The sequence below is a fragment of the Paraburkholderia bonniea genome (genome assembly GCF_009455625.1).
Taxonomy (GTDB): domain Bacteria; phylum Pseudomonadota; class Gammaproteobacteria; order Burkholderiales; family Burkholderiaceae; genus Paraburkholderia; species Paraburkholderia bonniea.
On sequence record NZ_QPEQ01000001.1, the window covers coordinates 1,531,522 to 1,553,932 of the forward strand.

Consider the following 22,411-nt stretch of genomic DNA (forward strand, 5'->3'; position numbering starts at 1 on the left):
CTGTGCTGACGTTTAGTGTCCGAGCAGCCGTTGCAGCAATTCGGTAGCGTTGGCTGTGCCGTATTTGCGCATTAGCCGGGCGCGGTAAACATCGACCGTGCGTGAGCTGATATCGAGTATCCGGCCAATTTGCTTGCTGGTTTTTCCGGTCGCCAACTGGGCCGCAATTTCGCGCTCACGCGGCGTGAGTTCAACAGCGACACGCCGAGTCGCGCTCAAATCTTCGAAGGTCCACACGCCTGCTGCATGCGGTTTGGCCAGTTCGAGCGAGCGTCCCGTGACGTGGCACCAGAACAGTTCGCCGTTCGCGCGCTTCATGATGCGGTCATCGGCATAACTGCCCTGGGCGGTCATGATTGGTGGAATACGGGTGCCAATCCGTTCGAACTCGTCTGCCGACGGATAGAGAATCTGAAACGACTGTCTGAGCAGTGCCGTGCGCGCGTAGCCGAAGATTGCAGCCAACGGCTCATTGCAGTCTTCGATGATGCGTTCGCGTGACAGCACGAGGCCGACCGGCGCAAGGTGAAAAGCGGTTTGATAATCGAGGGCGGGCATGGCGAGGAGCAGGCGTGTGCCTACTGTGGCGAGTACTTATGTAATTGTGCGTATTGTGCCGCAGGGTCGCCACAGCATACTCTTGACGGCACGTCACAAGCGCGCGGGGCAAAGCCTGCGCTTCGCGCGGGTTGTCAGTTCTCCATTGACCAGGCAAGGAACCTATTGATGAACAAGGTCTATCAAAGTGCGGCCGCCGCGCTCGAAGGCATCGTCCACGACGGCCAGACATTCGCGGTCGGCGGTTTTGGTTTATGCGGCATTCCGGAAGCTCTGATTGGCGCACTGCGCGATTCAGGCGTGAAAGAGCTGACCTGCATTAGCAATAACGCTGGGGTTGACGGCTTTGGCCTCGGCTTGCTGCTCGAAACGCGGCAAATCAAGAAAATGATTTCGTCGTATGTCGGCGAGAACAAGGAGTTCGAACGCCAGTATCTGGCGGGCGAACTCGAACTCGAATTTACGCCGCAAGGCACGCTGGCTGAAAAGCTGCGGGCAGGCGGCTCAGGCATCCCCGCGTTTTTCACCAATACGGGTTACGGCACGTTGATCGCGCAAGGCAAGGAGACGCGCCAGTTCGGCGACAACCAGTATGTGCTGGAACATTCGCTGACGGCTGACGTTGCGCTCGTCAAGGCATGGAAAGCCGACAAGGCCGGCAACCTGATTTATCGGCGCACGGCACGCAACTTCAATCCGATGTGCGCGATGGCGGGCAAGATCACGGTGGCGGAGGTCGAAGAAATCGTTGAAACCGGCTCGCTTGACCCTGATGCGATTCACACGCCTGGCATTTTCGTGCAGCGTATCGTGCTGAACGCACACCCGGAAAAACGTATCGAGCAACGCATCGTTCGCGCGAAAGGAGACTGAGATGGCATGGAATCGTGACGAAATGGCCGCGCGCGCTGCCCAGGAACTGCAGGATGGTTTTTACGTGAACCTCGGCATCGGACTGCCGACGCTGGTGGCGAACCACGTCCCGGCAGGGATTGAAGTCTGGCTGCAATCCGAGAACGGTTTGCTGGGCATTGGCCCCTCACCGACCGAAGACGAAGTCGATGCTGATCTGATTAACGCAGGCAAACAGACGGTGACGACGTTGCCGGGCTCGTCGATTTTCTCGTCGGCGGATTCATTTGCAATGATTCGCGGCGGCCACATCAATCTGGCCATTCTGGGGGCGATGCAGATCAGCAAGACGGGCGATCTGGCGAACTGGATGATTCCCGGCAAGATGATTAAAGGCATGGGCGGCGCAATGGATTTGGTGGCGGGCGTCAAACGTGTGGTGGTGTTGATGGAACACGTGGCCAAGGGCGATCAGCACAAGATTGTCGACACCTGCACGCTGCCATTGACGGGGGTTGCCGTCGTCGACCGGATCATCACGGATCTGGGCGTGATCGACGTGACGGACGCGGGGCTGAAAGTGGTCGAACTGGCCTCGGGTGTCAGCGTCGACGAAATCGTTGCCCGCACGGGTGCCCCGCTGGATGTGAGTTCGGTAAGCTAAGGTGTTTTTGGTGGCGTGTAGCAAGCAGGTGCGAGCGAGTGCCTGCCTGCTACGTGTCTGATGGATGAGACGGGCGAGGCGTCAGCGTCGCCCGTTTTTTTATTGCGCGGGCCGCAAGGTCCAGGTTGCTATCCCGTGAATGTTCGAATGATTCCGTTGTACTGCGTGCCGGGTAGATCAGATTGAGCGCTGCGGCCCGCTGATACTGCGCGGTGACAGGTGGCGAGTGACAGTCCAGCTACAATCGGCCGCGCATTGCACTGTCGGCATCATTGGCATCCTGCGGCTAGCGCCCGCGCTTCATTTCTTCTGCTTTCACCAAGGACATTGCGATGAGCGTTTCGTCTGTGACCCCTGACCTTGCTGCGCCTCGTCAGAATTTTGTTCAATGCATCAGCCCCTCCGGGTTGCATCGCCTGGCCTATACCGAATGGGGTGATCCAGACAATTCAAGAGTGTTGCTTTGCGTGCATGGGCTGGCCCGCTCCGGGCGCGATTTCGACCGTCTGGCAGCGGCGTTCGCCAGTGACTATCGCGTGGTGTGCCCCGACATCGCTGGCCGTGGCCTGTCAGCCTGGCTGGCTGATCCGAACGGTTATCAGGTGCCGCAATACGTCGCGGACATGATGACCTTGATTGCCCGGCTTGGCGTTGACACGGTGGACTGGTTTGGCACCTCGATGGGTGGCTTGATTGGCCTTGCGCTTGCGGGCTTGCCGGATACGCCAGTGCGCAAGCTATTGCTCAACGATGTTGGGCCGCATATCGAACCAGTCGCGCTGACACGTATCGGCGAATACCTGGGCCGAGACCCTCGCTTTAGCAGCCTGCAACAAGGCATCGACACCGCCGCGCAACTGGCGTCCAGCTTCGGCGCATTGAGCGCGGATGACTGGCGCGAAATCAATACGCCGCTGCTGGTCGAGCGCGAGGGTACCTGGCGGTTTCGCTATGACCCGCGTATCGCCCAGCCGTTTGCTGCAATCACGCCCGAGCAGGCGGCATTTGGCGAAGCGATGCTATGGCATGCGCTGGCGACGTTTGCCGGTGAGGTGCTGGTGGTGCGTGGCGCGCAGTCGGATTTGCTTTCGCCAGCGACGGTCGCCCGCATGGTTGAGCAAGGGCGTGCAGTCTCCAGCGCGGAAATCGCAGATGCGGGACATGCCCCGGCCTTTCTTGACCCCGCACAGATCAATCTGGCACGGCGTTTCTTTGACGGTCTTTGATGACCCAGGCAGCGGCGTCATAATATGAGATAAGACTTTGCGGCACAGGCTATTTCAACTGCGTGTTGATAAAGCCAGTTATCAAACTAGTGCTGAGGCCCGTGCCGAAGCAAATAACTTTCACTTCATTCCTACTTAAGGGGAAACCTTATGCGCGTCATTCGTCATCACGTTGGCAAACGGCTTTCTGAAATTGCGGTGCATAACGGCACGATCTATCTGGCCGGGCAAATTGCTGAAGATACCGAGCAGGACATTGCAGGCCAGACCCGCGAAGTGCTTGGTCATATTGACCGTCTGCTGGCAGAAGTGAATAGCGACAAATCCCATCTGCTCTCAGTCCAGATTTTCATCTCGGACATGCTGCATTTCCCCGGTATGAATGAAGTGTGGGACAAGTGGGTCGCGCAGGGTGCGACGCCGCCACGTGCGACCGTCGAAGCCCGGCTGGCCAATCCTAAGTGCCTCGTTGAAGTGGTGGCCGTCGCTGCCCAGCGCGACTGAACTTAACTCCTGAACTCCTGCTGATCTGCCCGCTTGGGCGAAATGCCGTGTCATGACTACAAATAGCGCTGCGCCTGAGCCGATCCTCGCTCCCTCCCTTGATGACGCCATGGCCTTTGTGCGTGAGCATGCGGGCGAGGTCCGGTTTGCTTCGGGCGAATTACTGGCGGACCATGCCGCTGGCACGGCCGCCATCGTCCGGGCGCTGAATGTGGATGCGCCCGCCGTGGCAGCAGCAGCGCTCTTTGCGCTGGCACCGTATCTGCCAGACCCGGAGCACATGATTGCGCGTCATTTTGGTGACGAAGTGGGGCAGCTTGTTGGCGACGTGCGCAAGCTGCTGCGTCTTGGCAGCGTGAGCTTGCGCGCGACCCAGGCCCCGCTGCCCGAAGCTGGACGCGATGCACTGGCGGCCCGGCGCGCGCAGGTTGAGGCGCTGCGCAAGATGCTGCTGGCGTTTGCCCAGGATATTCGCGTGGTGCTGATCCGGCTGGCGTCGCGGTTGCAGTCGCTGCGCTATTACGCGGCGGCGAAGGTCACACCCGCGCCCGCAGTGGCCCGTGAGACGCTGGATATTTACGCGCCGCTGGCCAACCGGCTGGGTATCTGGCAACTGAAGTGGGAGCTTGAAGATCTGGCACTACGCTTTGAGGAGCCCGAAACATATCGGCGCATTGCCCGGCTGCTTGATGAAAAGCGCACCGAACGGGAAGCGTATGTGGCGCAGGCCATCAGCCGCTTGCAGCAGGAGCTGGCTGAAGCACAGGTGTCCGCCGAAGTCAGCGGCCGGCCAAAACACATCTACAGCATCTGGCGCAAGATGCGCGGCAAAGAACTGGATTTCTCTGAGCTCTACGACGTGCGGGCATTTCGCGTGATCGTGCCGGAGATCAAGGATTGCTACACGGTGCTGGGGATCGTGCATAACCTGTGGCAGCCGGTGCCGAAAGAATTTGACGACTATATCTCCCGGCCGAAGCCCAATGGCTACCGGTCGTTGCATACCGTGGTGATTGGCGATGACGGCAGGGCCTTCGAGGTGCAGATTCGCACTCAGGAGATGCACCGTTTTGCCGAATACGGCGTCGCGGCGCACTGGCGCTACAAGGAGGCGGGCACACGCGGCTACGGCGGCCAGTTCAGTGCGGGCGAAAAATACGATGAGAAGATCGCCTGGCTGCGACAGTTGCTGGCATGGAAGGATGATGTGTCGGAGGGCGAGCCCAGCGCCGCGCAAACGGCTGGACCATGGCAGCAATTGCGTCAGGCGACGCTCGACGACGACCACATCTATGTGCTGACGCCGCAAGCGCGAGTGATTGCGCTGCCACAAGGCGCAACGCCGATTGATTTCGCGTATCACCTGCACAGCGATCTCGGACACCGCTGCCGTGGCGCACGGGTTGATGGCGCGATGGTGCCACTCAACACGGCGTTGCAAAACGGTCAGACCGTTGAAATCGTCGCCGTCAAAACAGGTGGCCCATCGCGCGACTGGCTGAATCCGCAACTGGGATACCTGCGCAGCGGCCGGGCCCGGCAAAAAGTCAGAGCATGGTTTAACGCCATTGATCTACAGGAAAACATTGCGACTGGCCGTGCGATGGTAGAGAAGACGTTGCAGCGTGAAGGCCGGACCTCGGTGAATCTCGACCAGCTTGCGGCGAAACTTGGCTTCAAGACCCCTGACGATTTATTTTTAGTGGTGGGCAAGGAGGAGTTCAGCTTGCGTCAGGTTGAACAGGCGCTGCATGACGCACCTCCACCGGCTGTTCATACCGATACACCTGCGCAGTTCGAAAAGCGCAGCAGTGGCGTGAGCGTGGCGCACGGTGCATCAACGGGCGTGCTGGTGGTTGGGGTTGATGCGTTGCTGACCCAGCTTGCCCGTTGTTGCCGCCCGGCTCCTCCTGATGAGATTCGTGGTTTTGTCACGCGCGGCAAAGGGATGTCGGTGCATCGTAGCGATTGCCCGACGTTTTTGCGCATGGCCACGCGCGCACCTGAGCGCGTATTGCAAACCACCTGGTCGGCTGATGTGTTGAATGGCCGGGGACAGTCGGTGTATCCGGTGGATTTTTTGCTTGAAGCCAACGACCGTCAGGGCTTGCTGCGAGACATTTCAGAAGTCTTCGCGCGCGAAAAGATGAACGTGATCGGAGTGAAAACGCAAACCCGGCGGCATGCTGCGCTGATGCAATTTACCGTTGAGGTGTCGAACGCGGCGCAGATTCAGCGAGCGTGTTCGCTGCTGGGTGAAGTCACGGGCGTGGTGCGCGCGTCACGCAAGGCTTAGCAGGAGTGAAGAGCGGAAGACACTTTTTGCGTGCGACAGGATTTGCAGGTGGGCGCATAAAACACTTGCCAAGTGATAAGGCACTCCATATAATCTCGCTTTCTTCAGGCTCGTAGCTCAGCTGGTTAGAGCACCACCTTGACATGGTGGGGGTCGTTGGTTCGAGTCCAATCGAGCCTACCAACGAAATTGAAACTCTGGGTGTATCAGGGTTTCGCAGGCAGCAGGCGAACATCAGCGCGCTTCGGCGTAAAGCAGAAGGGGCAAAGAGAGTAATGGTACTTCGAACGTTGACCGAAACCACTTCGGAACGACGCTAGTCGAGGACCTGGTTCACCACTGCAGTTTGTTTCAAATGTGAATGCGGCCCCTCGAAAGCGGGGCCGCATTTTTTTTGCCCTTTTGCCCATTAACATTAGCCTGGCTAGTCGGTTGTTAGCGCCGCCGTCAGTCGGCATTTCGGAGAGCACCATGGTTTCGGTACGTCTGCCAGACGGTTCAGTTCGACAGTACGATCACCCAGTGACGGTTGCCGAAGTGGCGGCGTCGATTGGTCCCGGTCTGGCTAAAGCAGCGCTTGGCGGCAAGCTTGATGGTGAACTGGTGGATACTTCCACGCTGCTTGAGCGCGATGCATCGCTGGCCATCGTGACGGATAAAGATGCCGATGGCCTTGAGATCATCCGGCACTCTGCCGCGCATTTGCTGGCGTATGCCGTCAAGGATCTCTACCCGGAGGCCCAGGTGACGATTGGCCCGGTGATCGAAAACGGCTTTTATTACGACTTTGCGTATAGCCGTCCCTTCACGCCAGAAGATCTGGAAAAAATCGAAAAGCGCATGCAGGATCTGGCCAAAAAAGACGAGCCGGTATCGCGCCGTGTCGTGTCGCGCGACGAGGCCGTGGCTTACTTTAAAAGCATTGGTGAAACGTACAAGGCGCAGATTATCGAATCCATTCCGGCCACGGACGAAATCAAGCTGTATTCGCACGGCAGCTTTACGGATCTCTGCCGCGGGCCACATGTGCCCTCAACGGGCAAGCTGAAGGTTTTCAAGCTGATGAAGGTCGCTGGCGCGTACTGGCGCGGCGACTCGAAAAACGAACAATTGCAGCGCATCTACGGCACAGCCTGGACAAAAAAAGAAGATCAGGAAGCGTATCTGCACATGCTGGAGGAAGCTGAAAAGCGCGATCACCGCAAGCTGGGCAAGCAACTCGATCTGTTTCATATGCAAGACGAGTCTCCCGGCATGGTGTTCTGGCACCCGCGTGGCTGGACTTTGTGGCAGCAAGTCGAGCAATACATCCGGCGACGTCTGAATCAGTCCGGCTATCTTGAGATCAAGACGCCGATGATTATGGACCGCTCACTGTGGGAGGCTTCTGGCCATTGGCAGAATTACCGCGAGGGCATGTTCACGACAGAATCGGAAAAGCGTGATTACGCGATCAAGCCGATGAACTGTCCAGGCCATGTACAAGTGTTTAATCATGGTTTGCGTTCATATCGTGATTTGCCGCTGCGTTACGCTGAATTTGGCTCATGCCACCGGAATGAGGCTTCGGGCGCATTGCATGGGTTGATGCGTGTGCGTGGTTTTGTGCAGGATGATGCCCATATTTTTTGCACGGAAGAGCAGTTCATTAGTGAGTCGATTGCGTTTAATTCGCTGGCGATGGACGTATACAAAGATTTTGGCTTTGAGCAAATCGATATCAAGCTGTCGTTGCGGCCGGAGTCGCGCGCGGGGACGGATGAGACATGGGATCGCTCGGAGCAGGGGTTGCGCGACGCGCTGACTGCCTGTGGTCTGAGCTGGGAAGAACTGCCGGGCGAGGGCGCATTTTATGGTCCGAAGATTGAGTACCACATCAAGGATGCGCTCGGCCGCTCGTGGCAATGTGGCACGCTCCAGTTGGATATGGTCCTGCCTGAGCGTCTGGGTGCTGAATATGTCGCTGAAGACAATAGCCGGCGCAGGCCAGTGATGCTGCACCGGGCTATTGTTGGCTCCATGGAGCGTTTTCTCGGCATTTTGCTCGAGCACCATGCAGGCGCAATGCCAGCCTGGCTGGCCCCAATGCAGGTGGTAGTGATGAATATCGCGCAAAATCAGGCGGAATACGCGCATGCGCTAGTTCAATCATTGCAAAAACAAGGGGTTAGGGCCGAGGCTGATTTGCGCAATGAGAAAATTAGCTATAAAATACGCGAGCACACGCTAGAAAAGGTGCCGTACCTTCTTGTGGTCGGCGACAAAGAGCGTGAAGCACAAACAGTAGCCGTGCGTGCCCGTGGCGGTGTCGATCTTGGCGTTATGCCGGTCGACGCATTCACCGAGCGTCTGCGCCAGGATGTGCAGGCGTTCAGGTAAGCCACCTGGCAGCGCGGCTCGTTTTTTTCATTTTTAGAGGAAACGTAACATCGCTACTGATAAGTCGTCGCATCGCATCAACGGGGAAATTACGGCACCCGAGGTGCGCCTGGTCGGGGTTGAAAATGAACCCCTTGGCATTGTGAAACTTGCTGATGCGTTCCGCATGTCGGAGCAGCAGGATGTGGATCTGGTCGAAATTGCTCCTCAGGCGGAACCTCCGGTTTGCCGCTTGATGGATTACGGCAAATTCAAATACCAGGAAGCGAAAAAACAGCACGAGGCCAAGCTCAAGCAAAAGGTTGTCCAGGTGAAGGAGGTGAAGTTTCGCCCGGGCACGGATGACGGTGATTACAACGTCAAGCTGCGCAACCTCATTCGCTTCCTTGATGATGGCGACAAGACGAAAATCACGTTGCGTTTCCGTGGCCGGGAAATGGCTCACCAGGAAATCGGCATGCGTGTGCTGGAACGCTTGCGCGCCGATCTGGATGAAGTCGGTCAGGTTGAGCAGATGCCCAAGATGGAAGGCCGGCAGATGGTGATGGTGCTGTCGCCGAAGAAGAAAAAGTAAGTTCAGGCACAGCGCCGTTGCTGTGCCAGGCTAAACGCCTGCCGCTGTGTGCGGACGGAGTGTGGCCAGATTTAGCTGCGGTGCGTATTCATGCGCATCGCAACTAAAAACAGCGGTCCGTAGTTCAGATCAGCTGTGTATACCAAGTGGAGTGGGTTTCGAAGGGCGGATGAAGGGCTGTCAGGGCCAACCGCACACCCATATTCACCAAATAATGGAGTTGTTGTCATGCCGAAGATGAAAACCAAGAAGAGTGCTGCAAAGCGCTTCGTGGTGCGTCCGGGCGGTACCGTCAAGCGCGGTCAAGCCTTCAAGCGTCACATTCTGACCAAGAAAACCACCAAGAACAAACGCCATTTGCGCGGTTCAACAGCAGTTCATGAGTCGGATATGAACTCTGTGCGCGCAATGCTGCCGTTCGCCTAACCCTTAACTGATAACTCACAGGAGCGAAATATGCCTAGAGTCAAACGTGGGGTTACCGCACGGGCCCGTCACAAGAAAATCATCAAACTGGCCAAGGGTTACCGCGGCCGTCGCAATAATGTCTATCGCATCGCCAAGCAGGCGGTCATGCGCGCAGGGCAGTACGCCTACCGCGATCGCCGCAACAAAAAGCGTGTGTTCCGTGCATTGTGGATCACGCGTATCAACGCGGCGGTGCGTCAGCACGACATGACTTACAGCGTGTTCATCAATGGCCTGAAGAAGGCTTCGATCGAACTCGACCGTAAGGTGCTGGCCGACATGGCTGTGTTCGACAAGGCTGCTTTTGCTGCAATCGTTCAGCAGGTGAAGGCCGCCGTCGCAGGCTGATTGCTCGTTGAGCATTGCTCACAGGGCAACCTTGATGGGTGATTAAACTGCGTGGTTCGTTGTAGCGGATATCCGGTTCCCGGTGACGCTACAACAAAAACGGGGCTCCTTACCGAGCCCCGTTTTTGTTGGTCGAATCCGTTTTGCTCCAATCCAATTGAATACTGACGTTGAAATGATGGGATCAATGAATCTGGACCAGATTGTCACCGACGCGCAGCAAGCATTCGAACAGGCGTCAGATGTAACTACGCTTGAGAACGAGAAGGCCCGCTTTCTTGGCAAGGCAGGCGCGTTGACCGAATTGCTGAAGGGTCTAGGCAAGCTCGACCCTGAAACACGCAAGACCGAAGGTGCGCGTATCAATGCACTCAAGCAGCAGGTCGAAGCTGCGTTGACGGCGCGCCGTCAGGCGCTGGCTGATGCGCTGCTCAATCAGCGTCTGACGGCCGAGGCGGTTGATGTGACGCTGCCAGGCCGCGGTGCAGGGGCCGGTAGTTTGCATCCTGTGATGCGGACATGGGAGCGCGTTGAGCAGATTTTCCGCACGATCGGGTTCGATGTCGCGGATGGTCCTGAAATTGAAACCGACTGGTACAACTTCACGTCACTGAATAGCCCCGAAAACCATCCTGCACGCTCGATGCAGGACACGTTTTACATCGATGGCAAGGATGCCGATGGCCGCCAGCTATTGCTGCGTACGCACACCAGCCCCATGCAGGTGCGTTATGCCCGCACCAGCACGCCGCCTGTGAAGGTGATCGTGCCTGGCCGCACGTATCGGGTGGATAGCGATGCTACGCATTCACCGATGTTTAATCAGGTTGAAGGCCTGTGGATCGACGAACACATTAGCTTCGCTGACCTGAAAGGCGTGTATACCGATTTCCTTAAAAAATTCTTTGAACGCGACGATATTCTCGTGCGTTTTCGCCCATCGTATTTTCCGTTTACCGAGCCATCCGCCGAAATCGACATGATGTTCGAGCACGGCAAAAATGCGGGTAAATGGCTTGAAATTTCAGGCTCGGGCCAGGTTCATCCAACGGTCATTCGCAATATGGGGCTGGACCCTGAACGTTACATCGGCTTTGCGTTTGGCAGCGGCCTTGAGCGGCTGGCAATGCTGCGTTATGGCGTGCAGGATCTGCGCCTGTTCTTCGAGAACGATCTGCGCTTTTTACGGCAATTTGCCTGACGTATCACGTATCCGCTGTATTCACTGTCTTCTGGCTGTCACCGTTATCGTGTGGCGGCTCACATAACGGCGTTTGGCGTGCGAGGTGGCGGCCAAAGGCTGGCCAGTCCTTGATCTAACCTGTTGAGAATGTAACGAACCATGCAATTCCCTGAATCCTGGTTGAGAACTTTCGTCGCCCCGCAATTGACTACCGACGCGTTGTCGCATGCGCTGACGATGGCTGGCCTCGAGGTCGAATCGTTGCGTCCTGTGGCACCGCCGACCTCGATGATCGTCGTGGGCCAGGTGCTTGAAGTCGTGAAGCATCCCGATGCAGACAAGCTGAACGTGTGTCAGGTGGATGTCGGCACCGGCACGCTGTTGAACATCGTGTGCGGAGCGCCGAATGTGGCACCGGGGATCAAGGTGCCCGTTGCGCTCGTCGGGGCGCAGTTGCCGCCGGCCGAAGAGGGGGGCGCGCCGTTCGTTATCAAGCTCTCTAAGCTGCGCGGGGTGGAAAGCCAGGGGATGCTGTGTTCGGCGCGCGAGCTCAAGCTCTCGGAAGATCACAGCGGCTTGCTGATCTTGCCGGAGGCGACGCCGCTTGGCCAGGATATCCGCGAGACATTGAATCTCGATGACACCATCTTTGAAATCAAGCTGACACCGAACAAGGCCGACTGCCTGTCGGTCTGGGGGGTGGCACGCGAAACCGCTGCGATCACCGGCGCTCCGTTGCATGCGCTCGCGATCAAACCGGCTGCCGTGACGCTGAGTGAAATCCTGCCAGTCAAAATTTCTGCGCCTGATCTGTGCGGCCGTTTTTCCGGACGCGTGATTCGCGGCGTCAACGCTCGCGCAAAGTCACCGCAATGGATGGTGCAACGTCTGGAGCGTTCTGGACAACGGAGTATTTCGGCGCTGGTCGATATTTCGAACTATGTGATGCTGGAGCTGGGCCGTCCATCCCACGTGTTCGATCTCGACAAGATTCACGGTGGCATGGACGTGCGCTGGGCAAAGCGGGGTGAAACCCTCAAGCTGCTCAACGGCAACACGATTGAGCTGGATGAAACGGTTGGCGTGATCGCCGACGAGCAGCACATCGAAAGCCTTGCCGGAATCATGGGCGGTGACAGCACAGCGGTTACGCTCGACACCACGAATATTTATCTGGAAGCGGCGTTCTGGTGGCCAGACAGTATTCGCGGACGGGCCCGCCGATACAACTTTTCGACGGATGCGGCGCATCGCTTTGAACGAGGCGTCGACTATGCCACCACGGTGGAGCATCTCGAACGCATTACCCAGCTCATTCTTGAAATTTGCGGTGGCTCAGCAGGCCCGGTGGATGATCAGAGCGTCAACCTGCCACAGCGTGTGCCAGTCAAGATGCGGGTGGCGAGGGCACAGCGGATTCTCGGCATTCCGGTTGAGGCGCAGCAAATCGCGCAAATCTTCACCCGCCTCGGTCTCGCGTTTGAAAGCGATGGCGCTACGTTTGCTGTGACGCCGCCGTCTTATCGTTTCGATATCGAAATCGAAGAAGACCTGATCGAAGAGGTCGCGCGTATTTACGGCTTCGAAAAAATTCCCGCACGTCCGCCGGTGGCCAGCAGCGAGATGCGTGCGACTAACGAAACCCAGCGTTCGATTCACACGCTTCGTCACGCATTCGCCGCACGCGATTACGCCGAAACGGTCAACTTCAGTTTTGTGGATGCCGAGTGGGAGCAGGATTTTGCGGGCAATGCCAATCCGGTGCGTCTGCTGAACCCGATTGCGAGCCAGCTTGCGGTGATGCGTACCACGTTGTTTGGCAGCTTGATTAGTGTGCTGCGCCACAACCTGAACCGGCGTGCCGAGCGTATTCGTCTGTTTGAAGTTGGCCGCGTGTTTCTGCCGGATCCTGCGCTCAAGGGCAGCGAGATGACGGTTGAAGGTTTTGCCCAGCCAAAGCGGTTCGGAGCACTGGCGTATGGCCCGGTACTCGATGAGCAATGGGGCGCGGCTGCGCGTGCTGTTGATTTTTTCGATGTGAAGGGGGATCTGGAGGCGTTGCTGGCACCAGCGGTTGCCCGTTATGTCAAGGCTGAGCATCCTGCACTGCATCCGGGGCGTAGCGCGCGGATTGAACTGGATGGCCGTCACGTTGGCTGGATTGGTGAACTTCATCCGCGCTGGATGCAGAAATATGATTTACCGCACGCGCCTGTTTTGTTTGAAATTGAATCTGAAGCATTAATTCAGCGAGTATTGCCGAGCCCGTCGGAAGTATCAAAGTTTCCGCCTGTAAGACGTGATATTGCCGTGGTCGTCGAGCAAAAAATCGAAGCCCAGGCGTTGCTTGACGAGATGCAAAATGCGCTCTCCGAGCCCGCTTGCAAGAGCGTTCAGCGCATCGCAATTTTTGACGAATTTCGTCCAAAATCAAGCACTTCCGGTGGCCTGGCCGCTCACGAAAAAAGCCTTGCGTTCCGTATTACCTTGCAAGATACTGGCGGAACCCTTCAGGATCAAACAGTTGATTTAGCCATTCAGGCCCTGGTGAATCGTTTGGCTCGAATGTATGGCGCACGGTTGCGCGGTTAATGCTGCAAATAATCGTTAAATGCCCATTTGCTGCAGTTTTATATTTTCCGCTTTTAATTGGTGTGCCATTTTATAGATATGAATGAAATGAATTCGAGTGATTTCGAAGCCCTGCTTGCGGCGCAGCGCAGTTCGATGAACCGGGAACCGGCTTTGTCCGCGGCGGCTTTGGCGGAAACGCCGACGCTTACGAAGGCCGAGCTAGCCGAGTTGTTGTTCGACAATGTCGGGCTGAACAAGCGTGAAGCTAAAGACATGGTTGAAGCGTTCTTTGAAGTCATTCGGGATGCACTTGAGAGTGGGGACAGCGTCAAGCTGTCAGGTTTCGGTAATTTTCAGCTGCGAGACAAACCTCAGCGTCCTGGCAGAAATCCTAAAACCGGCGAGGCGATTCCGATTGCTGCACGCCGTGTTGTGACATTCCATGCAAGTCAAAAGCTGAAAGCGCTGGTTGAAAATGGCGCTGAAGCAAGCTGACTGATTCGCGTGCTTTTACGCCACCTTCTACGACGGTTCCCTGACGATGACAGTGGCGATTGATCCAGTCGTCTTGCCTCCGATTCCGGCCAAGCGCTACTTCACGATCGGTGAGGTCAGTGAGCTTTGCGGTGTGAAGCCGCATGTGTTGCGTTACTGGGAGCAGGAGTTCACCCAGTTGCGGCCGGTTAAGCGACGCGGTAACCGGCGCTATTACCAGCATCACGAGGTACTGTTGATCCGGCGGATTCGTGAGTTGTTGTACGAGCAGGGCTTTACGATCAACGGCGCACGTAACCGTCTGGATGTGCATGGTGTGGTGCGTGGCGGACCTGGGCCTGCGGCAGACGAGGAGGGCGATGTGGCGATGCCCGGCGGTGCAGTGGTGGATGTGGAGGCGCTACGCAGTGAGCTGCAACAGATTCTGCAGATGCTGGGTGAGTAGCTTGATAACGGTTGCCGGCATGGGAGTGGTGGTCGTGGCGGCAGTGCTGGACGAGAGACGAGATGCTTTGGTGTGCACCGTGAGTCGTATTTGAAATCTTGAATCTTGAAACAAAACCCGCGTAGCGTTCATTCAGCTACGCGGGTTTTTTTACGTCAGATCAAGACCGGAGCGGTTGCCTTTAACAGCACCCAGTGCCGGGCAGGAGTAAGCCTATCCGGGGTGATGCTGCGCTTTTTTTGCAGGGCGATGCCTATTTCATGTCGTCGCTGGTTTTTCGTCGCTGGTTTCTCGTCGATTGCCGCTCGCGTTGCCAGTGAGCTTCGCGTGGCATCTGGCGCTCTTCATCGCCTGGATAGTGGCCCCCGTCTACTGGCGCGGGTGGTCATCGCGCTCGATCGGGTGATCGTGACGGCGGCGGGTTTATGGCCACGCTCGTCGTTATCTGCGCAAAACTGGATGCGCTTGCCCAATACCGCGTGCAATGCCGACACATTCGCTGATCATCGGTGATGGTTCAGCCCCACTCGTGACACCACAGCCTTTCGATTTGCTCTACGCGCTAGAGGTTCGCGCAACGTTCTGCGCTCTTGCTGGCCGTGTGCTGCGATACCCCTCTCTGGCACGTGAGATCGCCAAACAGGGACGCGCGCTGGAGAATCACACGCTCACTCATACGCAGACCTTTTCGCTCATGAACATGGGGGCGATGACGTGTGAGGTCGAAAGGGCGCAGCATGCACTCATGCAGTTATTCGGAGCGCTATCCGTATTCCTCATAGAACCTGTCGGACTGCGGAATACGCTGCTTAATCTTGTGCTGAATTTTCTTGATTTGCAGTTGCTCGCGTGGGCCCGGCGAGGTTTCTGTTTCGATACCCGGAAACGAGATCCGCAATCTTTCTGCAACAGGTCTTCGGTGATTGCACGACGTTGACGCGGCGGCGACAAAGGCTGGGCAGGCGGTGTTACTGGTGGCTTTGCCTCTTCTGGTTGCTATGGCAAGGCACAAGGAAGCGCGTTTTATGGCTTTGCGGGCAAGCATTTGAGCCATGTGCGAGCGAGTGTTTTGCCGCTCCTTGCAGATTGTTTCGCCGCTTTTTTAGGCTGACTTGCCTCATGTTCTTCAGTATGATGCGTATCGGTTTGCATGCCGTACGATGTTTTGTGGTGCTTTTAATATGTCTAATTATTTTATTCACTACGCATCGCTAATTAAGGCATGCAATCTCGTAAAAACAAAAACGAACGTGTTGCCTATTCGTTGATGAGCGTTGATGAGCGTTGATGTGTCGTTTGCATCGTTTCGTCGCTTGGGCAACGTGCGATTCTGCCTCGCTGAAAGCCTGGAATATCCCACTTTCTTATCTCTATGCATGCTTTGCGCTGGACGCTTCCTGTCACCTGCTGGTCAGTTACCGAGACTGGCAAGGCGGAGATCGGCTTTATCGAACCGATGATGCGGCGCCGGCTCAGCAGTCTTTCAGGCATTGCGCTCAAGGTCGCTCACGATTGCCTGAGTGCGCGTCAGAGTGTCGTTGATGAGGGGCTGCGGATCGTGTTTGGCTCACGCCATGGCGAACTTAAACGCACAACCGAGATTCTTCTCGCACTCAGCCGGCATGAACCCGTTTCGCCTACGGCATTCAGTCTGTCGGTGTTGAACGCGATGACCGGCGTGTTGGGGATCGCCCTTAACGAACGGGCACCCGCGTGTGCATTGTCTGCGGGCGCTGAAACGCTCGGGTTGGCGCTGCTCGAAGCCCATGCGCAACTCGCTTCTGAACCATCGTCGCCGGTGCTGGTGGTCTATGCAGATGAACAGGTCGATCCGCTCTATGGTGCTGGCGAGCAGCCAGGCGAGAGCGGGGCGCTGGCTGTGCTGCTAGATGAGAAGGCCACTCAGCAGCTTGAATGCACGCGGGGTGAGCTAGCGCTATCCAGCGTGCCCCATGCGTCTTTCGCCACGCAGATCGAAGCGTTCAGGCATTGCCTCGAAGCTCATACATCTACTTGCTGGCAGGCCGAATCTGCTGTGAACGGCGGCGGTCAATGGTCTTGGAGCTGGCATGCGTAGACGTGTGGATTTCATCTGGCGTTTATGTGCCACCGGGGCGAGCTTCGTGGTGTTCGGTTTTTGCGGTGTCCTGTTTTCGGTGCTGATGTTTTTATTTTCCTGGATGTGGCCGCATGCGGCATCACGTCAACGCGTAGTCACCACAATCATTCATCATTTTTTCCGTGCCTTGGTGGTCGTGCTGAAAAAGCTCGGCGTGATGCAGCTTGAGCTTGAAAATGCCGCCGCATTGCGGAGTCGCACGCCGATGATTGTGATCGCTAATCATCCAACCTATCTTGATGTGATGCTGCTGTTGTCCCTGATGCCTGCTGCATGTTGCGTGGTTAAGCATGTGCATTGGCGCAACCCGTGCTTTTGGGGCATCGTGCGTGGGGCTCGGTATGTCAGCAATGCAGGGCCGAACGATCTGGTTGACGCCGCGTCGGAGCGGCTGCGAGCGGGTTATACGATGATTATTTTCCCGGAAGGAACCCGTAGTCCTGCACCTGACCGGCTTCATGCGTTTTCACGCGGTTTTGCCCACATCGCACTGAAGGCCGAGGTGCCGATTTTGCCGGTGCTAATCGATTGCACGCCGCCGGCCTTTACCAAACAACAGCGTTGGTACGATGTGCCGTCCCGTCCTTTCCGGTTTCGCTTAAAAGTACTTAATCCTATTCATCTGACTGGTGTGGCCGACGCCGCTACGCCTGCTGCGATGGCCGCCCGTACCTTGACTCACAGCGTTGAAGCTCATATCAACCAGCACCTTCTTGCCCATGGATTCTTTAAAACTTGAACTCAAAAAGCTGCTAATCGAAGCGCTTGATCTGGAAGATCTAACGCCAGCAGAGATTGATGACGACGCCCCGTTATTTTCGACTGACGGCGTGGGTCTTGATTCGATTGATGCTCTCGAAATCGGCATTGTGCTGCGCAAGCATTATCAGTTGACGGTTGAAGCAAACGGCGAACGCACGCGTGAGCATTTCCGCTCAATCAATACGCTGGCGGCGTTGATTGAGACTCAGCGAGGCACGGCAGTGAGTGCCGCCGCAATGACTAAAACAGACTAAAGACAAGGAGCCAATCTTGACTGAGGACGAAATTCTCAAGCACATCCGGGTGTTATTCGAGGACAACTTTGGTATCGAGCCTGCCCGGGTCACGCCGCAGGCGAACCTTTATGAGGATCTTGATCTTGACAGCATTGATGCCGTTGATTTGGCGATCAAGTTGCAGGAGCTGACCGGCCGCCGGATCAAGCCTGATGAGTTCAAGACTGTGCGAACGGTGGGCGATGTGATGGCTGCGGTCGAATCATTGCTCTCGGCCCAGAATTAATGGCATCGAGGCCTTCCCGGAGGCATCGGCAAGTAACGGGTAACGCAGCTGTTGAGCCGCAGTCAGCGCCAGCGCCAGCGCAGCGAACACGTATCGGTGGGATGACGTCTGCGGTGGTATCGGCTCTTGGACAACTTGCGCTGGCGCTGGCTTATCCCGCCACGATCCTGGCTGCATGGTTCTGGGACGCGCCACGGTTGAGCGGTGCGTTGCTGCTCGTGCTGTTGTGGTTGCAACGCTGGCTGGGCCGTGGCGTTATCGCGCGTTCGCTGCGCCAGCTTACGGCGCTCGATGGATGCGTGGCACTGGCGCTCAGCGCGTGTTCGATCACGCTCATGCTGAGCGGCAGCGAACTATTGCTGCGGCTGTATCCCGCGTTCATCAATCTTGGCTTGCTGGTGGCGTTTGGTGCGACCTTGTTCCGGGGCCCGCCGATGATCGAAAAATTCGCCCGGCTTGGCCGGCCGCAACTGGATGCACGTGGCATGCGCCATACGTTGTGGGTCACGCGGGTCTGGTGTGTGTTCTTTGCGCTGAATGCGGTGTTTTCTGCTTACACCGCGTTGCACTGGAGCCGTGCTGCCTGGTCGCTCTATAACGGCGCAATCGTCTATGGCTTGATCGGCCTGCTGATGTTGGGCGAAATTGTCTGGCGCTATCTCGTTGTGCTGCCACGTGCGGTGCGCGTGGAGTCCCTATGATTGCGTTGTCTGATGTTCTTTTAAATCATTCGCAGTGCAACTTTCCTGTGTGCCGCGATGGTGCGCTGACGTTTGATCGCAACGCCTTTCTCGAACGCGTCGCGGTGCTTGCGGCTGGGTTGCGCGACACGACGCCCCAGCGCTATGCGCTGTGCCTTGACGATCCTTTCGATTTTGCCTGCGCGCTATTTGCGCTCTTTGCATGCGGCAAGCAGCCGGTGTTGCCCGCTTCGGCATCGCCGGCTTATCTGGCCGTGTTGCAAGAGAGCCTTGGAGCCTTCGAGGCGGTTATCACGGATGCCAGCTTGCCGCTGTTTTGCCCGAATGCTGGGCGCGATGCGTTGCCTATTGAGGTGAGGTCGTTCGGGGCGATTGATGCGAGGGCTCAGCTCACGCTCTATACCTCGGGCAGTAGTGGCACACCGAAGCCGGTTAGCAAGACGCTTGCCCAGCTCGATGCCGAGGTGCGCATGCTCGAAGCGCAATGGGGTGGGTTGATGGGCGATGCCGTCGTGCTGGGCTGTGTGCCGCATCACCATATTTACGGCTTGTTGTTTCGTCTGTTGTGGCCGCTGGCCGCAGGACGGCCGTTTGATCGCGCGCTGTGTGTCGAGCCGCAACAAGTGGGCGCGCGTCTTGCCGATTGTGGCGCGGGCGTGGTCGTTGCGACGCCTGCTCAACTGGCACGCTGGCCATTGGCGAGTGGTTTTGCGGCATGGCCGCACGCGCCGCGCGCGTTCTTTTCGTCGGGTGGGCCGCTCGCGGCGGATACCGCGCAGATTTATCACGCACGCTTTAAGGCGGCTCCGTTTGAAATATTCGGCAGCACTGAAACCGGAGGAATCGCCTGGCGCCGGCAGGATCTGGCGCAGGCGTGGCAATTGCTGCCGGGCGTAAGCGCAGAGCAGGGCGAACATGGCGCGTTGCGGGTCCGCTCGCCGCATCTGGCGCATGAGAGCTGGCATGGCACCGACGACGCGGTGACGTTCGACGACGACGGCCGCTTTCATCTGACGGGGCGTCTGGACCGGGTCATCAAGCTGGAGGGTAAGCGCGTGTCGTTGCCCGAGCTGGAGGGCCGCCTGACGTTGCATCCTTATGTGGCTCATGCGGCCATTGCACCGCTTGCTCCAGTGACGTCGCGGGCCTCATCTGAGCGGTTGGAGAGCGTCACACGGCAGCGCGTGGGGGCCATTGTTGTGCTGAGCGCTGAGGGCAATGCCGCATTGCTGGCAGACGGCCGTGTTGCGCTGAGCCGAATTTTGCGGCGTCATTTGGCGGGCTATTTTGATCACGTGGTGTTGCCACGTCATTGGCGCTTTCTTCTGGCGCTGCCGCTGGACGCGCGCGGCAAGCTCCCGGCGAGCTTGGTCGCCGGGGCATTTGTCACGCGGGCGGATGGCATTGATCTGCTCTCGGTGTGCCGCTCGGCGCACACGCTGCGTCTGGAGCTGCGGGTGCCGGCTGATCTGGTGCATTTCGCGGGACATTTTCCTGAGCTGCCGATTTTGCCTGGCGTGGTCCAGCTTGACTGGATGATGCGGCTGGCCAGCGAATACTTCGATGAGGTGCATCAGCTTGCCGCGATTGAGCGGCTGAAATTCATGGCGCCCGTGTTTCCGGGGGCGCGCCTCACGCTTCAGCTCGAACACGATCCGCTGCGCCAGCAAGTGTCTTTTGTCTACCAGGCGGGTCATGGCTCGCAGGCGCGGGATTGTGCGTCGGGCGTGGTGCTTTACCGGAGCCGGGTATGAGTTTTTCGGTGTGTCTCGTGATTCCGATTTACAACCACAAGGAAGCGATCACTGAAACCGTGGCGCGACTTCAGCCACATGGCTTGCCGCTCATCATCGTGGATGACGGCAGCGATGCGGCGACCCAGGACGTGCTGGCAAAACTGGCGGAGCGGGTGCGGCACGAGGCGGGCGCACTCACCTTGCTGCGTTTGCCGCGTAACGGTGGCAAGGGCGCGGCGGTCATCGCGGGTTTGCGCGCGGCACGCCGCATGGGTTACACGCACGCGTTGCAGATCGACGCGGATGGCCAGCACGACGCGGCCGATGTGCCGCGTTTCGTTGCTGCGGCTCGTGAGCAACCCGATGCGGTGATTCTCGGCCAGCCGGTGTTTGATGCCAGCGTGCCGAAGTCGCGCTTGTATGGCCGTTATATGACGCATGTGTGGGTCTGGATCGAAACCTTGTCGTTTACGATTCGAGATTCGATGTGTGGTTTTCGTCTGTATCCACTCGATGCCGCCTGCGCGCTGATTGATGCTGTGAAGCTGCCGCAGCGGATGGCTTTCGATATTTCTGTTCTGGTGCGGCTGCATTGGCGTGGCGTGGCTTTTCACGGCATTCCAACGCGTGTGACCTATGCGCCGGATGGCGTGTCGCATTTCGATGTGCTGTGGGACAACGTGCGCATCAGCGCGGCCCATGCCCGCCTGGTCGCGGGGATGCTGTTGCGGCTGCCGCTGCTGCTCGCTCGCAAGGTGTGCCCGAAACCTGGGACCTCTGCGAATCCTGCGAATCCCGCGCGGCACCCGGCAGGCTGGTGGCGCATCGCTGAACGCGGTAGCCGGGTTGGCATGGCGTTGCTGGCGCTTAGCAGCCGTGTGCTGGGACGTCGCATCACGGCGCTCTGGCTGTATCCGGTGGTGTTTTATTTTTTGCTGACCGGGCGTGCGGCCCGTGACGCCTCCACGCGCTATTTCACCCAGCTTCGCGCCAGCACGCCGCAACTCGGCTTGCCGCGTCCAGGGTGGGTCTCGGCTTACCGGCACATGCTGGCGTTTGCCCAGGCCGCATTCGACAAGTTGGGGGCGTGGTCGGGCAGGGTGAACCTCGCCGAGGTCAGCTTTGATGATCCGGCTGCGTTCGATGCACTGACAGCTAGTGGGCGCGGCGCACTGGTGATCGGCGCGCACCTGGGCAACCTCGAAATGAGCCGGGCACTCGCCACACATGGTGCCCGGGCGAAGGTGAGCGCGATTGTGTATAGCGCGCATGCGCGCCGCTTCAATGACGTGCTGGCGTCGGTGCACCCGGCGTTTCCGGATGGGCTGCTGGAGGTCAGTGACTTTGGCCCGGAGACCGCGATGCTGATGCAGGCGCGCATTGAGGCGGGCGAACTACTAGTGATTGTCGGTGACCGGGTGCCTGCCTGTGATGCGGGGCGGACCACGGAAGTCCCGTTTCTGGGTGCGCCTGCGCGCTTCGCTCAGGGGCCTTTTGTGCTGGCTCATGCGCTGGGTTGTCCTGTGTATCTGTTTTTCTGTCTGAAAGAACGTAGCGGTTACCACCTGTATTTCGAGCCGTTCGCTGAACGCATCGCGCTGCCCCGGCGCGAGCGGGCCGGGCAGCTTGCTGTCTGGACCCAGCGCTATGCGTCAAGGCTTGAACACTATTGCCGCAAGGCACCTTTCCAATGGTTCAATTTTTTCGATTTCTGGGCGCGTCCCGATGGAGGCGCGAATGGCTGAGGCTGCCTTGAACGACGTCGTGGCGCTGCGCTCCATCACCATGGGCGGATGCCGTCTGACGCTCGCAGGCATCGCGCGGATCGCTCGTGGCGGCACCTCGGCTGGACGCACTCCTGGCACGCTGGGGCAGGCCCGGATTAAGCGCGACTGGCGTGCACTGAGTGGACGTATCACGGCCGGCGAAGGTGTCCACGGCGATCGTCCTCACGCAGGACCGGGAGAGCATGCATGACATCAAGCTCGAACCCGGCACGGCAGAA

Annotated in this window: 24 protein-coding genes and 1 tRNA gene; 24 read left to right on the top strand and 1 reads right to left on the bottom strand. The window is 58.0% G+C overall.

What is annotated here, in order from left to right:
• Positions 1–12 precede the first annotated feature (12 nt).
• On the bottom strand, positions 13–558 hold the full coding sequence (locus GH656_RS06670; RefSeq protein WP_153075154.1) for a PAS and helix-turn-helix domain-containing protein: 546 nt from the start codon (positions 556–558) through the stop codon (positions 13–15).
• 168 nt (positions 559–726) lie between these two features.
• On the opposite strand from GH656_RS06670, the gene GH656_RS06675 reads away from it, so the two are divergent.
• The 24 genes from GH656_RS06675 to GH656_RS06790 all read left to right on the top strand — a co-directional run bounded on the left by GH656_RS06675 (position 727) and on the right by GH656_RS06790 (position 22,383).
• Positions 727–1,431, top strand: coding sequence for a CoA transferase subunit A (locus GH656_RS06675; RefSeq protein WP_153075155.1), 705 nt, complete (start codon positions 727–729; stop codon positions 1,429–1,431).
• Between the two features lies 1 nt (position 1,432).
• Positions 1,433–2,074 (top strand): CoA transferase subunit B, encoded by a 642-nt coding sequence (locus GH656_RS06680; protein WP_153075156.1) that lies wholly within the window; start codon positions 1,433–1,435, stop codon positions 2,072–2,074.
• A gap of 332 nt (positions 2,075–2,406) precedes the next feature.
• Positions 2,407–3,300: an alpha/beta fold hydrolase gene (locus tag GH656_RS06685; protein ID WP_153075157.1), complete on the top strand. Its 894-nt coding sequence runs from the start codon at positions 2,407–2,409 to the stop codon at positions 3,298–3,300.
• A gap of 150 nt (positions 3,301–3,450) precedes the next feature.
• Complete coding sequence (locus tag GH656_RS06690; protein WP_153075158.1) at positions 3,451–3,804, top strand: RidA family protein; 354 nt, start codon at positions 3,451–3,453, stop codon at positions 3,802–3,804.
• Positions 3,805–3,856: 52 nt separating this feature from the next.
• Positions 3,857–6,100 carry a RelA/SpoT family protein gene (locus GH656_RS06695; RefSeq protein ID WP_153075159.1) on the top strand — a complete coding sequence of 748 codons (2,244 nt, stop codon included), beginning with the start codon at positions 3,857–3,859 and terminating at the stop codon, positions 6,098–6,100.
• Between the two features lie 106 nt (positions 6,101–6,206).
• Positions 6,207–6,283, top strand: a tRNA-Val gene (locus GH656_RS06700).
• A 288-nt stretch (positions 6,284–6,571) separates the two neighbouring features.
• Positions 6,572–8,479 carry a threonine--tRNA ligase gene (thrS, locus tag GH656_RS06705; RefSeq protein ID WP_153075160.1) on the top strand — a complete coding sequence of 636 codons (1,908 nt, stop codon included), beginning with the start codon at positions 6,572–6,574 and terminating at the stop codon, positions 8,477–8,479.
• Between the two features lie 49 nt (positions 8,480–8,528).
• Positions 8,529–9,053, top strand: a complete 525-nt coding sequence (gene infC / locus GH656_RS06710) for a translation initiation factor IF-3 (protein ID WP_153075161.1) — start codon at positions 8,529–8,531, stop codon at positions 9,051–9,053.
• Positions 9,054–9,281: 228 nt separating this feature from the next.
• Complete coding sequence (gene rpmI / locus GH656_RS06715; RefSeq protein ID WP_153075162.1) at positions 9,282–9,479, top strand: 50S ribosomal protein L35; 198 nt, start codon at positions 9,282–9,284, stop codon at positions 9,477–9,479.
• Positions 9,480–9,509: 30 nt separating this feature from the next.
• On the top strand, positions 9,510–9,869 hold the full coding sequence (gene rplT, locus GH656_RS06720; protein ID WP_153075163.1) for a 50S ribosomal protein L20: 360 nt from the start codon (positions 9,510–9,512) through the stop codon (positions 9,867–9,869).
• Between the two features lie 187 nt (positions 9,870–10,056).
• Positions 10,057–11,070: a phenylalanine--tRNA ligase subunit alpha gene (gene pheS, locus GH656_RS06725; protein ID WP_174769704.1), complete on the top strand. Its 1,014-nt coding sequence runs from the start codon at positions 10,057–10,059 to the stop codon at positions 11,068–11,070.
• Positions 11,071–11,211: 141 nt separating this feature from the next.
• Positions 11,212–13,644 carry a phenylalanine--tRNA ligase subunit beta gene (gene pheT / locus GH656_RS06730; RefSeq protein WP_153075164.1) on the top strand — a complete coding sequence of 811 codons (2,433 nt, stop codon included), beginning with the start codon at positions 11,212–11,214 and terminating at the stop codon, positions 13,642–13,644.
• A gap of 78 nt (positions 13,645–13,722) precedes the next feature.
• Positions 13,723–14,121 (top strand): integration host factor subunit alpha, encoded by a 399-nt coding sequence (locus GH656_RS06735; RefSeq protein WP_153075165.1) that lies wholly within the window; start codon positions 13,723–13,725, stop codon positions 14,119–14,121.
• Between the two features lie 46 nt (positions 14,122–14,167).
• Complete coding sequence (locus tag GH656_RS06740; protein WP_153075166.1) at positions 14,168–14,566, top strand: MerR family transcriptional regulator; 399 nt, start codon at positions 14,168–14,170, stop codon at positions 14,564–14,566.
• A 249-nt stretch (positions 14,567–14,815) separates the two neighbouring features.
• On the top strand, positions 14,816–15,079 hold the full coding sequence (locus tag GH656_RS06745) for a hypothetical protein (RefSeq protein WP_153075167.1): 264 nt from the start codon (positions 14,816–14,818) through the stop codon (positions 15,077–15,079).
• Positions 15,051–15,503 carry a polysaccharide deacetylase family protein gene (locus GH656_RS18275; RefSeq protein ID WP_153075168.1) on the top strand — a complete coding sequence of 151 codons (453 nt, stop codon included), beginning with the start codon at positions 15,051–15,053 and terminating at the stop codon, positions 15,501–15,503. Before GH656_RS06745 ends, GH656_RS18275 begins: the two co-directional genes overlap by 29 nt.
• 435 nt (positions 15,504–15,938) lie before the next feature.
• Positions 15,939–16,643: a beta-ketoacyl synthase chain length factor gene (locus tag GH656_RS06755; RefSeq protein WP_153075169.1), complete on the top strand. Its 705-nt coding sequence runs from the start codon at positions 15,939–15,941 to the stop codon at positions 16,641–16,643.
• Positions 16,636–17,424 (top strand): lysophospholipid acyltransferase family protein, encoded by a 789-nt coding sequence (locus tag GH656_RS06760; RefSeq protein WP_153075170.1) that lies wholly within the window; start codon positions 16,636–16,638, stop codon positions 17,422–17,424. Before GH656_RS06755 ends, GH656_RS06760 begins: the two co-directional genes overlap by 8 nt.
• Complete coding sequence (locus GH656_RS06765) at positions 17,405–17,701, top strand: phosphopantetheine-binding protein (protein WP_153075171.1); 297 nt, start codon at positions 17,405–17,407, stop codon at positions 17,699–17,701. Before GH656_RS06760 ends, GH656_RS06765 begins: the two co-directional genes overlap by 20 nt.
• 16 nt (positions 17,702–17,717) lie before the next feature.
• Positions 17,718–17,969 carry an acyl carrier protein gene (locus tag GH656_RS06770; protein ID WP_153075172.1) on the top strand — a complete coding sequence of 84 codons (252 nt, stop codon included), beginning with the start codon at positions 17,718–17,720 and terminating at the stop codon, positions 17,967–17,969.
• A gap of 101 nt (positions 17,970–18,070) precedes the next feature.
• Complete coding sequence (locus GH656_RS06775) at positions 18,071–18,670, top strand: COG4648 family protein (protein ID WP_153075173.1); 600 nt, start codon at positions 18,071–18,073, stop codon at positions 18,668–18,670.
• A complete protein-coding gene (locus tag GH656_RS06780; protein WP_153075174.1) occupies positions 18,667–20,424 on the top strand; it encodes an ApeI family dehydratase in 1,758 nt (585 codons plus the stop codon). Before GH656_RS06775 ends, GH656_RS06780 begins: the two co-directional genes overlap by 4 nt.
• Positions 20,421–22,151 (top strand): glycosyltransferase family 2 protein, encoded by a 1,731-nt coding sequence (locus tag GH656_RS06785; protein ID WP_153075175.1) that lies wholly within the window; start codon positions 20,421–20,423, stop codon positions 22,149–22,151. Before GH656_RS06780 ends, GH656_RS06785 begins: the two co-directional genes overlap by 4 nt.
• Positions 22,144–22,383 (top strand): hypothetical protein, encoded by a 240-nt coding sequence (locus tag GH656_RS06790; RefSeq protein ID WP_153075176.1) that lies wholly within the window; start codon positions 22,144–22,146, stop codon positions 22,381–22,383. The genes GH656_RS06785 and GH656_RS06790 overlap by 8 nt, the downstream gene beginning before the upstream one ends.
• The last annotated feature ends 28 nt before the right edge of the window (positions 22,384–22,411 follow it).

Coding starts and splice junctions, on each gene's coding strand:
- GH656_RS06775 (WP_153075173.1), top strand. CDS start 18,071: ATGACGTCTGCGGTGGTATCGGCTCTTGGACAACTTGCGCTGGCGCTG.
- rpmI (WP_153075162.1), top strand. CDS start 9,282: ATGCCGAAGATGAAAACCAAGAAGAGTGCTGCAAAGCGCTTCGTGGTG.
- GH656_RS06670 (WP_153075154.1), bottom strand. CDS start 558: ATGCCCGCCCTCGATTATCAAACCGCTTTTCACCTTGCGCCGGTCGGC.
- pheS (WP_174769704.1), top strand. CDS start 10,057: ATGAATCTGGACCAGATTGTCACCGACGCGCAGCAAGCATTCGAACAG.
- pheT (WP_153075164.1), top strand. CDS start 11,212: ATGCAATTCCCTGAATCCTGGTTGAGAACTTTCGTCGCCCCGCAATTG.
- GH656_RS06735 (WP_153075165.1), top strand. CDS start 13,723: ATGAATGAAATGAATTCGAGTGATTTCGAAGCCCTGCTTGCGGCGCAG.
- GH656_RS06785 (WP_153075175.1), top strand. CDS start 20,421: ATGAGTTTTTCGGTGTGTCTCGTGATTCCGATTTACAACCACAAGGAA.
- GH656_RS06745 (WP_153075167.1), top strand. CDS start 14,816: ATGCCTATTTCATGTCGTCGCTGGTTTTTCGTCGCTGGTTTCTCGTCG.
- GH656_RS06740 (WP_153075166.1), top strand. CDS start 14,168: ATGACAGTGGCGATTGATCCAGTCGTCTTGCCTCCGATTCCGGCCAAG.
- GH656_RS06680 (WP_153075156.1), top strand. CDS start 1,433: ATGGCATGGAATCGTGACGAAATGGCCGCGCGCGCTGCCCAGGAACTG.
- GH656_RS06685 (WP_153075157.1), top strand. CDS start 2,407: ATGAGCGTTTCGTCTGTGACCCCTGACCTTGCTGCGCCTCGTCAGAAT.
- GH656_RS18275 (WP_153075168.1), top strand. CDS start 15,051: ATGCCGACACATTCGCTGATCATCGGTGATGGTTCAGCCCCACTCGTG.
- GH656_RS06695 (WP_153075159.1), top strand. CDS start 3,857: ATGACTACAAATAGCGCTGCGCCTGAGCCGATCCTCGCTCCCTCCCTT.
- GH656_RS06790 (WP_153075176.1), top strand. CDS start 22,144: ATGGCTGAGGCTGCCTTGAACGACGTCGTGGCGCTGCGCTCCATCACC.
- GH656_RS06765 (WP_153075171.1), top strand. CDS start 17,405: ATGGATTCTTTAAAACTTGAACTCAAAAAGCTGCTAATCGAAGCGCTT.
- GH656_RS06675 (WP_153075155.1), top strand. CDS start 727: ATGAACAAGGTCTATCAAAGTGCGGCCGCCGCGCTCGAAGGCATCGTC.
- thrS (WP_153075160.1), top strand. CDS start 6,572: ATGGTTTCGGTACGTCTGCCAGACGGTTCAGTTCGACAGTACGATCAC.
- GH656_RS06755 (WP_153075169.1), top strand. CDS start 15,939: ATGCATGCTTTGCGCTGGACGCTTCCTGTCACCTGCTGGTCAGTTACC.
- GH656_RS06760 (WP_153075170.1), top strand. CDS start 16,636: ATGCGTAGACGTGTGGATTTCATCTGGCGTTTATGTGCCACCGGGGCG.
- GH656_RS06690 (WP_153075158.1), top strand. CDS start 3,451: ATGCGCGTCATTCGTCATCACGTTGGCAAACGGCTTTCTGAAATTGCG.
- GH656_RS06780 (WP_153075174.1), top strand. CDS start 18,667: ATGATTGCGTTGTCTGATGTTCTTTTAAATCATTCGCAGTGCAACTTT.
- rplT (WP_153075163.1), top strand. CDS start 9,510: ATGCCTAGAGTCAAACGTGGGGTTACCGCACGGGCCCGTCACAAGAAA.